This is a genomic window from Streptomyces sp. NPDC007205 (assembly GCF_040634095.1).
Lineage (GTDB): Bacteria > Actinomycetota > Actinomycetes > Streptomycetales > Streptomycetaceae > Streptomyces.
Genome location: NZ_JBEYEW010000080.1, coordinates 1 through 10,544, shown reverse-complemented (window position 1 = coordinate 10,544; position 10,544 = coordinate 1). Strand labels below are relative to the sequence as shown.

The 10,544-nt window shown below is 66.5% G+C and carries 6 protein-coding genes and 3 pseudogenes; 3 read left to right on the top strand and 6 right to left on the bottom strand.

The window, feature by feature from the left end:
• Positions 1 to 43: 43 nt before the first annotated feature.
• From ABZ624_RS40625 to ABZ624_RS40600, 6 genes and pseudogenes are all read right to left on the bottom strand, one after another.
• Entirely contained in the window at positions 44 to 967 is a 924-nt protein-coding gene (locus ABZ624_RS40625; protein WP_360100311.1) for an acyl-CoA dehydrogenase family protein, read from the bottom strand.
• A gap of 15 nt (positions 968 to 982) precedes the next feature.
• Complete coding sequence (locus tag ABZ624_RS40620; RefSeq protein WP_360100308.1) at positions 983 to 2,212, bottom strand: beta-ketoacyl-[acyl-carrier-protein] synthase family protein; 1,230 nt, start codon at positions 2,210 to 2,212, stop codon at positions 983 to 985.
• Complete coding sequence (locus tag ABZ624_RS40615; RefSeq protein ID WP_360100305.1) at positions 2,193 to 2,441, bottom strand: acyl carrier protein; 249 nt, start codon at positions 2,439 to 2,441, stop codon at positions 2,193 to 2,195. The genes ABZ624_RS40620 and ABZ624_RS40615 overlap by 20 nt, the downstream gene beginning before the upstream one ends.
• A 1,241-nt stretch (positions 2,442 to 3,682) precedes the next feature.
• Entirely contained in the window at positions 3,683 to 3,997 is a 315-nt protein-coding gene (locus ABZ624_RS40610; RefSeq protein ID WP_360100302.1) for a cupin domain-containing protein, read from the bottom strand.
• A 442-nt stretch (positions 3,998 to 4,439) separates the two neighbouring features.
• Positions 4,440 to 4,961 (bottom strand): annotated as a pseudogene (locus ABZ624_RS40605) (transposase); the annotation flags it as partial.
• 50 nt (positions 4,962 to 5,011) lie between these two features.
• A pseudogene (locus ABZ624_RS40600) lies at positions 5,012 to 5,950 on the bottom strand (IS110 family transposase); the annotation flags it as partial.
• A 289-nt stretch (positions 5,951 to 6,239) separates the two neighbouring features.
• Here ABZ624_RS40600 and ABZ624_RS40595 point away from each other — a divergent pair.
• The 3 genes and pseudogenes from ABZ624_RS40595 (at position 6,240) to ABZ624_RS40585 (ending at position 10,420) form a co-directional block, all read left to right on the top strand.
• Entirely contained in the window at positions 6,240 to 7,484 is a 1,245-nt protein-coding gene (locus ABZ624_RS40595; protein WP_360100299.1) for an IS110 family transposase, read from the top strand.
• A 740-nt stretch (positions 7,485 to 8,224) separates the two neighbouring features.
• Complete coding sequence (locus ABZ624_RS40590) at positions 8,225 to 9,427, top strand: beta-ketoacyl-ACP synthase III (RefSeq protein WP_360100296.1); 1,203 nt, start codon at positions 8,225 to 8,227, stop codon at positions 9,425 to 9,427.
• A 40-nt stretch (positions 9,428 to 9,467) separates the two neighbouring features.
• Positions 9,468 to 10,420: pseudogene (locus ABZ624_RS40585) on the top strand (IS630 family transposase).
• The last annotated feature ends 124 nt before the right edge of the window (positions 10,421 to 10,544 follow it).

Genomic DNA, 10,544 nt, shown 5'->3' with positions numbered 1-10,544 from the left:
CGCAGCCCGATCGCCTACGAAACAGCGTCCCGACCAACATCAACTACGCTGACACCAGCCGCATAACCCGTGTCCAGGATTCGGGGTCAAGGCCCGCTGTGCAGTCGGCGAAGGCCTGCCGGGTGAGACCGTTGTCGGCAAGGCGGCCGGTGGCCACTTGCCGCTGGTCGGCGTAGTGATAGGCAAGTTGCAGGCATCGTTTCATCGCACCGATCCCGGCGGCCGCGAGAACCAGCCGGCCTCCGTTGAAGGTCGTGTGCGCGATGTGTGCGCCCTCGCCGATCTCCCCCAGGAGGTCACCCTGGGGCACGTGCACCCCATTGAGGATGATCTCGTGCTGGGGCACCGCCCGCATGCCGATAGTGAGTGCTTCCGGGCCCACGATGAAGCCATCCGAGCGCGTGTCGACCAGGAAAGCGCTGATCCCATTCTCCCGGCCCTGGTCATCCTGCTGCCGGGCAAACACAGTGAGGTGCCGCGCGAGCCCACCGAGGCTGATCCACCTCTTGGTGCCGTCGAGCAGATAATCACCGGCGGGAGTACGACGCGCGCAGGTCGTCATGGCGCCGAGGTTAGAACCCATGCCGGGTTCGCTGGCGGCGATGCCGGCCAGCCGAATGCCCCGGGCCAGCAGCGGCAGAACCTGCCGTTTGAGCGCATCAGAGCCGAAGAGCCTGATGGGGGTGATGCCAACGCCATTGTGTACGGCGGCGAAGATACATAGATTGATGTCAACGGCCGCCAGGTGCGTCATGATCTGTGCGGTTTCACGATACGACAGGCCCTGCCCGCCATACTCGGGATCGACCTGCAAACCCAGCAGCCCGGCTTCCCCCAGTTCCGCCGTGAACGAGGGGGGAAGGCTTCTGCGATCGTCCACGAGCACAAAGTCATGACGGTTGCCGGCATACCAGCTGATGAACTCCTGCATACGGCGCACGCGTTCGGAGGTGGCCGGAGGGGGCATGAAGATACTCCTGTTCTAGATTCGTGCGAGCACGGCGACAGCGTTGTGGCCGCCGAAACCGAAGGAATGGCTGACTGCGACGGACGAGTTGGCCCGCCCGGCGTGGCCGGTCACGATGTCCATGTCCACATCGGGGTCAGGGCTGTGGAGGTTTGCCGTCGGCGGGATGACCCCGTGCTCGAGGCTGAACGCGGCCATAGCGGCTTGGAGCGCGCCGGCGGCACCCAGCAGATGCCCCGTGACGCCCTTGCTGGCGGTGACAGGTGGCCCGTGTCGATAGATCCGGCGGATCAGGCGGGCTTCCACCGCGTCTCCGCCCGGCGTACTGGTGGCGTGAGCGTGCACGAGGCCCACATCGTTCGGGCTGACGTCTGCGCGGCGCAGTGCGCTGCGCACCGCCTGCTCCGCGAATCGGCCGTCGGGCTCCGGGTCGGTGAGGTGATGGGCGTCGGTGGCGGCTCCGTAGCCAAGCAGTCGCGCATGGGGCCGGGTGTGACGGGCGAGCGCGTCCTGTCGGCGCTCCAGCACCAGCATGGCGGCCCCCTCACCGAGGACGAATCCGTCACGGTCTCGGTCAAAGGGACGAGACGCGGCAGCCGGATCGCCGGTGCGCCGCGACAGTGCCTGCAGACGGTCGAATCCCGCGGCGACGAGGGGCGTTACCGGCGCCTCCGCTCCCCCAGCCAGCACAATGTCACAACGGCCAGAAGCCACCAGTTCCATCGCCGCCCCGATGGCGGTGGTGCCGGAAGCACAAGCGGTCGACACCGCGAGACTGGGGCCGTGGAGACCCAGGTCCATCACGACGGCTCCCGCAGCCATGTTGGCAAGACCGAGGGGCACGGTGAGCGGGGACATCCACAGGTTGCCTCGCTCCCGGAGCCGATACGCTTGCTCCTGCCAGACATCGATACCGCCGAACGCGGTGCCCACCACCACACCAACTCGGGCCGCATCCCAGCTGCCAGGACCCAGGCCAGCCTCATGGACGGCCTGGCGCGCGGCCGCCACCGTGAACTGGGTGAACCGGGCCATCCGACGGGCTTCGGCGCCGATGACCGCATGCTCGTCGAAGTCGGCCGGCACGGTGCAGGCGAAGTCCACGCGCTGCCCGGCCAGCCGGGCAGCGCGCGCCCCTGCGGGCAGGCCGGCGCAGACGGTGTGCCAGCTCGCCGCGCTGTCACACCCCGCGGGCGTAATCATCCCAATGCCCGAGATGACGAGCTCAGGACTGCGGCTGGACACCGGGAACGACCGCGCCCTTCGCTTCCAGCAACGCCGCCAGTGCGCCCAGCTTCGTGGTCTCCGTGAGCTCCTCCTCGGCCACTTCCACGCCGAGTGCCTCCTGCAGCGCGGCACCTACCTCGGCGATGGTCAGAGAGTCCAGACCGAGCTCCTTGAACGATTGGTCGGGGGCCATGGCCTGGTCGACCTTGAAGGTTGTGGCCAGCTGATCTACGAGGTATTCGTACACGTCCTCTGCCCTTTCGTCGTTATTGAGGAATGCTTTTCCTGGACCGCGCCTCGGCTTTAGTGAAATCTCGCAGCCGAACGAGGCCTACTTTGTGCCGGTTTCGGGCGCCCTAGTCGCAGTGGATTGAAGTCCGTAATACGCCAGTTCGATCAAAATCCCGGCCCGGTCAAGGCGACCGACCCCCGGGCCAGGTCCCTGCCAAAAGCCACATCGGCCGTGGTCCAGGACCACGCCGCCATCACCTGGCGGGAAGAAACGGCCATCCGCTCAATAACTCGCAGATACACCGCCCGCCCCGCCATCGTGAAGTGCCCAGGGAGGATGTCCGGCTGGCCCGCACACACTCGCGGACCACATGGACCGGTACGTGGATCGAGTCGCGGCCAACACGGTTGGTGGCCAAGTCCCAGGCCAGCAGGGCCGGGGGTCCGTTTGTTGCCCGCGCGGCAGCACCGCCGCTGCAGAGCCATCTCCGAAGATCACGGCTGCGCCATAGTCGGTGGGATCGACGAGCTGGAGTATGTCTCGGCAGCGATCACCCATGCCCTGTTCGCGCCCCCGCCGTTGATCAGGCTTGCAGCCGCCAGTCCGTAGACGAACCCACCATGGCGACGGCCGTGCCGTAGTGGTCGTGGCCAGCGCAACCGGGCCGAACTGGGGTGAGATCTGCCGAAGCAAGTGCATTACAGCCCGCAGCGAGTACCAGATCACGGACATCAACGGCAGGCGCCGAACCGCGACGTGCGCTGCTTCCCATGCGCGTGGATCCATTCGTCGGTGGTATTCAGAGTCAGTGCGATTCTGCGTTACTGACCTTTTCTTTGGGTGGAACTCCCCAATCCGATATGTGACCACGCTGGTCGGCCTCATTTGACCTGAAATCGACGCAGCCCAGCGCGAGTGTTTTTCTTCGGCGTACCGATGAACCCTTTTACGCTTGCCGAATCAAAGCCGAGAATCTGCAGGAATCCGGAAATTTCATCGCCGGAGCCGGAAATGGATGACGGTGGTCTGCGAGGGCTGTATCACTGGCACGCTGTAAGGGCGCGGCAGGACGGATCGCACAGGAGTGCCCCGCTTGACGGTTTCTGGCAGTTGGCCGATCCGGGGAGCCTGAAGGCGGCTCCCCGGATCACCGCACGCGGACCGAGCAGACCGGCACCGCGCGGGCACGCTCCGACGGCCTTTCGAGCCTGCACAGATCTGGCCAGACGGTGCATGCCGCAGGCAGTCGGCGATGCCTATCCCAGCGGGTAGAGAACGAGCACAGTGCAGCCGACGTCGCTCTGCGGAATGTGCGACGAGCCCTTAGGGCCATAGATGAAGGTGCCTGCCGGGTGCCGGTCGGTCCCGTCGCAAAATACCCCATCCAGCACGTAGACCAGTTCTGGACCGCTACTGTGTACGTCGACTTCCTCGAAGCATGCACCGGCGTCAATTTCGACGACCAGCGCCTTGGCTACGTCAGGATTTTCCCACAGGGGACGCATGCGGATTCCAGTGGTGACCTCGATCACGGGCGCTTTCTCGAGGTGAGCGAACTCGAAATTAGGCACAGCACACCGATCCTTTCTTGGACTGCTGACAAATGCACGACCTCGGGAGACATCGGGGGTGCTCGCGTCCTGTCTACGCCCAGGTGAAGTAGTCAGCGAGGCTTGGAATCGATAAAGCACGCCAATGCGGGTGTGTACAGGACGTCACCCCGATCTTATGGGCACACCATGCAAGATTGAACCTTTGTAAAAAGGGTGGCTGGCGAGCTGCGCGGCAGGCGACCGCGAACAGGTCGCGTCCGGTTCACCGTTGCTCAAGGAATCGATCATTCCGCTTTCTGAGGACGCAGCGGGTACTGGGGAGAACGGCCGGTGAGACGTGGGGCCGGCGATCGGAGGTGGAAGAACCTGGGACTTCGACGGCGGACTTCGTCAGGTTGGCTGGAGGCATGCGTAATCGGCGGCTGCCAGCGGTAGCACCGGGGGGTGCCTCTATGTCTTTCGTCCTTCCACGGGCCTGGCGGCGGTCGTCGTGGGTGGGGGAGGCGGGATCGTGCGGGGCAGCGAACGCGAACAGGAGCATTGCGCGTTTGATGTGGCGGTTGCCGCCTCGTGGTGCGTGTTTGCCCTCTCGAGGGCCCCGGCGACTTCGTTGTCGGGGCCAGGCCGGGGTAGGAGGCCGGGTGGGCGACGGTGGGGAAGCTGGTGCCGTCGCCGACGGTGCCCAGCGAGGTGGCGGCGGTCCTGACCGCGCCCCCCGAAATCGAGGTCAGGACCGGGGAAAGAGGGCGAGCCTCCAGCAACTGCCCGATCTGCGTTTCCAGGGCGCGTCGCTGTTCGTGGACGGCGGCGAGCGAGCGGGCCAGGTAGGGGATCACGACGTCGGGGGTGCCGGTGCCCGGGACCACGACGGTCTGCTCGTCGCGGGCGTCAATGACGTCGTCGATCAGCCGCTGGGCCATCCGCGGAGCCTTGCGCCAGATCACTCAACCTGCTTGCTGCGCCCGGCCTTTCGCAGGGTGGCTGGGGATCCGTAGCGTTCCAGCAGCCAGGTCACGGCCTGGTAGTCCAGGCGTAGAAGATGTGTCGCTGGCGCCGGTTGTAGCGCCTGGGCCAGTGGTAGTTGCCGGTGCGGTGACCGGACTCCCGGGCGACGGGGGCGAGACCGGCATGGGAGGCCAGGCGGCCGGGGTCGCGGTAGCCGGACAGGTCACCGACGATGGCGACGAACTCGGCGCCCAGGATGGGGCCCGTGCCGGGCATGGACTCAATGATTTCGGCGCGGTGGTCGGTGCCGAAGGTCTCGCGAATCTCCCGGTCGTGTCCTTGATCCGTTCGCCGAGTGCCAGGAGCTGGTGGGCGAAGTCGCCGACGAGCCTGGCGGCCCGCTTGTCGCCGGGCAGCGCGGTCATCTGGGACTGGGCAGCCCCGACCGCCCTGGCCGCGACGTCACCGGCGCTCTGAACCTTGCGACGCTCCAGTCAGGTGGTCAGCCGTTTGACGCCGAAGCGGCGCTGTGCGGCTGGGGTCTGGTACTCGGTCAGCATGACGATGGGGCCCTTGGCCGGGGAGTAGTCAAAGGCCCGCTCAAGGGCGGGGCAGATGCCCACCAGCAGATCGCGGAGCCGGTTGATCAGCCGCACCCGGTCAGCGCTCAGGTCGGCCCGGTAGTTGGTCAGCAGCTGAAGGGTGGAGACCAGCTCCGGCGGTGTGCTCAGCGGGGTGAAGTCCCGGCGCATGCGGGCCTGACCGGCGATGACGCGGGCGTCTTCCGGATCGGTCTTGCCCTCGCCCGGGTACAAGCAGCGTGGAAGCACGGCCGGAGATGTCCACCGCCCACCGCACCTCGTCGGCCTTCTCCCTGGCCGTGTTGATGAGCGTCAGGATCTGCGACTCGTCGTTGATCACCTTCGTCGAGAACAGCGTCTGCCCGTAGGCGTCGACTGCCACCGCCCAGTGATGCCCCTTGTCGGCGTCGATGCCGCCCCATATCCGCGCATGAGACGTGCTCAAACCCGTCGCTCCGTTCCTTCATGACCAGCCGCTGCATAGCCCGGGGAACACTCCGCCAACAGATCCCTAACCAGCGATGCCCGCAGCTCTCAATCAGCATCGGGTGCGGCTGTCCGGCTGACGTCGTGGCCACTTGGCGTGTCCGAGCCCGTCAATCAGCAGGACGCCGTGGACCCGCTCGTCAGGCGCTCGGAAGTGTTGCTTCGAGCACGCGTATCAGACTCTTTCGCCTCCTGGGACCCCGCCGGACGGTCGTGCCCCGTTGAGACGCACGAAGGGGAGGCCGGCGGTGGACGTCGTCTATGAACGCTGCGCCGGGATCGATATCAGCAAAGCGGACGTGAAGGTGTGTATCCGAGTCCCGGGACGCGGGAAGGGGACCAGGCGCCGCGGAGAGGTGAGGACCTTCCCGGCCATGACGTCGGGGCTGCTGGCGATGTGGGACTGGCTGCTCGCCGAGGGCGTCACGGTCGTGGGTATGGAGGCCACCGGCTCGTACTGGAAGCCGGTGTTCTACCTGCTGGAGAACGACATGGAGTGCTGGCTGCTCAACGCCCGCCACATGAAGGCCGTTCCCGGCCGCAAGACCGATGTGAAGGACTCGGAGTGGATCGCGAAGCTGGTCGAACACGGTCTGGTCCGTCCCTCGTTCGTGCCCCCGCGGCCGATCCGGCAGCTGCGGGACCTGACCCGGTACCGGACTGACGTGGTGCGCGAACGGGCCCGGGAGGCCCAGCGGCTGCAGAACCTGCTGGAGGACTGCGGGATCAAACTGACCTCGGTGGTCTCCGACTTCCTCGGCGTCTCTGGGCGCCGGATGCTCAAGGCGCTGATCGGCGGCGAGCGCGATCCGAGGGTGCTGGCCGAGCTGGCCGCGCCCAACCTGCGCACCCGGCGAGAGATCCTGATCGAGGCGCTGACCGGTTACTTCACCGACCACCATGCGTTCCTGGCCCAGACGATGCTGGACCGGATCGACGAGGCCACCGCCATGGAACAGCGCCTCAATGCCCGCATCGAAGAACACATCCGGCCCTTTCAACGGCAGGTCGAGCTGCTGGCCACCATTCCCGGGGTGAGCGCGCACACCGCCGAGGTGATCCTCGCCGAGATCGGCGCGGACATCAGCCGCTTCCCCTCGGCCGGCCACCTCGCCTCCTGGGCAGGAGTGTGTCCAGGCAACTACGAGTCCGCGGGCAAGAGCCCGTCGGGACGCACCCGCCCCGGCGACCCGTGGCTCAAGGGCGTCCTCGGCCAGGCCGCGATCTCCGCCTGCCGCACCAAGGACACCTACCTCGCCGCCCGCTACCGACGCCTGGTCGGCCGCCGCGGCCGCCGACGGGCCCTGGTGGCACTGCAGCAGTCCATCCTCGTCTCGATCTGGCACATGTTCACCCGCGACATCGAGTACACCGACCTCGGCGGCGACTACTTCCTCGAACGCACCGGCAAGACCCGCGCCACCCGCCGCCTCGTCAGCCAGCTCAACCGCCTCGGCTACCAGGTCAACCTCCAGCCGCTGGAGGCCACGTGAGCGCTCCTGACCTGCACAGACGGGGGATTTTCGTATCAGTAGTCGGAGCGTCCCGGAGGACCGGGCGGCCATTCCTCCCGAGCCATCAACGGCAAACAGCCATCAGCCACACCAGGTCCTCCCGGACCGGCCAACATTCTTAGGGAAACAGCCATGCCGGGCCCGAAGGCCAGCGGCCCTCTTACAGGCCCGCTTCCCGCCGGGGTGATCATGCCCGCGGTCCGACTGCACGTCTGTTTCGGCGCTGGGTTCCGCGACACGGAGGCGCGGCCTCGGGCGGAGACGCCGATCTGGCAGCTTTTGTGCGGCCGGGGGGCCGCGGCGTTCGCAAATCATCTCCACAGCCAAACCGCTTGTGCAGATCACGCCGCCCGCACGCGGTACAGAATCCCGTCGATCACCTGTTAATAATTCTGCCACCGGCCAACGGAGCTGTTGCTGACCAGCGGAAACAGCCGCAGCCGTGTCCGCTCCGCATGGGCGAAGTGTCCCTCCTGGAGTCACGGCGGAACCGGACGCCCCACCTGCATTTCACAAATGCGCAATGTTGCACTGCATGCGCCGTCGGTACGGCCTCGGGCCTCTGTACAGCGTGGCCAGCTGGCCGCTGTACTTTCCCTGTCCACAGACCGCGCTTCAGCGGGCATGCAACCCGTTTCGGCTTATCCCTGTGTGTCGACTGCCGCAGCACAGGGCGGGTTGTCGGACCACCCCCGCCTCTGGAAACCGTCTACGACGGAGTGGAGCACTGGTACGCGGCCACAGCCTTGCCGCTCGCCGACGGTTGTGGCTTCGAAGCACTCAACAACCCGGGAAGGGCAACGATGATGGTGACTCAGACAGCTGTTATGTGTGGTGTCGGCGCTTGTGTTCCAGAGCGGGTGGTCGGCAACGACGAGTTTGCGGCGCGTCTGGAGACATCCGATGCCTGGATCCGTTCTCGTACCGGTATCCAGCGGCGCAGGATGGTCATGCCGGGCACCAGCACGGGCGATCTGGCGGTAGGTGCCGGGCGAGCCGCAATGAAGTCGGCGGGTGCGGACGCCGACTTCGTACTGCTGGCGACCACCACACCAGATCGGCCATGTCCCGCGACCGCCCCGGAAGTAGCCCATCGACTCGGGCTCGGCAACGTACCCGCGCTGGACATCTCGGCTGTGTGCTCCGGATTCCTTTACGGGTTGGCACTGGCGAAGGCCCTGGTGATGAGTGGGGCATGCCGACGACCGCTGCTTATCGGTGCCGAGGTGTATTCGTCGATCATCGACCCCCAGGACCGGAACACCGCAGTGATCTTCGGCGACGGAGCAGGGGCGGTACTGCTACGCGGCGGGGACCGTCGCGAGGCGGGAGCCATCCACGCGGCCACCTTGGGCAGCGATGGTGCTGGTGTCAACCTGATCACCGTGGCCGCAGGCGGCTCACGTCGCCCGCGCACAGCCGGTGACGCACCCCGGGAGGACCGATACTTCCGCATGCGGGGCCGCGAGGTGTACCAGCAGGCCGTGCGGTGGATGACCACCTCGTCGCGGGTCGTGCTCGACCAGGCCGGCTGGCCGCCTGATTCGGTAGAAGCCTTCATCGGGCACCAGGCCAACCAGCGCATCCTCGATGCGGTCGCAGACCGTCTTGGTGTCCCTGCCTCATACCGATTCGGAAACATCGCGGAGGTTGGCAACACGGCCGCCGCATCCATCCCTCTTGCCCTCGCCGACACAGCGGCACGTCGCCTTGTATTTCCGGGGACGCGTAGTGTGTTCACAGCGTTCGGTGGTGGCCTCACCTGGGGAGCGGTGGCCCTCACCTGGCCGGACGTGCTCCCCGTGCGGCTTGCTCCGGAGACCCTCACTGCTCCTTCCCCCATACCGGCGATCAACGGCGAGGTGGCACCCCCCCGGCAGACGAGCGCACAACCATGGCGACTGCCTACGGGTATCTCGTAAACGCGCTCACCGACAAGTCCCCGAACTTACTCTCACCTCCATGGGCGTGTCACTTCCGTTGTCGGTGACCGATGCCCAGCGGGCCGTGCTGGAGGGCTCGATGCGTCGCCGCACGACGGCTCAGGCGCTGGGCCAGCGGTCGCGGATCGTGCTGGAGTGCGCCGACGGGCACTCGCCTCATGGGGGTGTCACGTCGGCTGCGGGTCACTCCGGAGACGGTCCGCACCTGGCGGCGGCGTTTCCTCGAACGGGTCCTGGGCGGCCTGTCCGACGAGTTGCGGCCCGGCGTTCCGAGGAAGACCACCGACGCGGACGTCGAGTGGGTCATCGTCAAGACACTCAAGGAGAAGCCCAAGAATGCCACCCGCTGGTCGACCAGGCCGATGGCCGCGGCCACGGGCATGTCCCAGTCCGCGATCTCGCGGATCTGGCGGGCCGACGAGAAGTCGCAGATCCAGGCCCTGGACCGGTCGCAGCCCGTGCCGCCGATAATGCCCGGGTTCCCGAACGCCGCAGCCACGGCTACGTCCCGGCCGGCACCACCACCTTGCTCGCGGCCCTGGAAGTCGCCACGGGGAAGGTCATCGGCTCCCTCCACCGCGGGCACCGGACTGGGGAGTTCAAAAAGTTCCTCACCAAGCTGGACAAGGAAGTGCCTGTCGGCTTCGACGTGCACCTGATCCGGGACAACTACGTCACCCATACGACGCCTGCCATCAAGCAGTGGCTGCTGGCACACCCGCATTTCCACCCGCACTTCACGCCGACGAACGTCCTGGCTGAACCTGGCGGAGCGTTGGTTCGCCGAACTGACGCAGAAGAAGCTCAAGCGCGGTGTCCACCGCTCCCTCCAGGCCCTCGCACGCGGCATCCGGACCTGGCTCGCGGACTGGAACGACCATCCCACGGCCATTCGTCTGGACGAAGACCGCCGACGAGATCCTCGACAAAGTCGCCGCCTGCTGCCGACGAATCTCCAACTCAGGTCACTAGGGTCTGTTGCGAAAGTTGATCTTGTTGGTTGATGATCACGTCCTGTGGGACGTGGGGATCTGACGAACGGGCAGTGGGCCCGTCTTGAGCCGCTGCTGCCGCGGGGCATCAAGCCGGGTCGTCC

What these genes read in the sequence shown, in the direction of transcription:
- ABZ624_RS40625 (WP_360100311.1), bottom strand. Translation starts at nt 967, where the DNA reads ATGCCCCCTCCGGCCACCTCCGAACGCGTGCGCCGTATGCAGGAGTTC.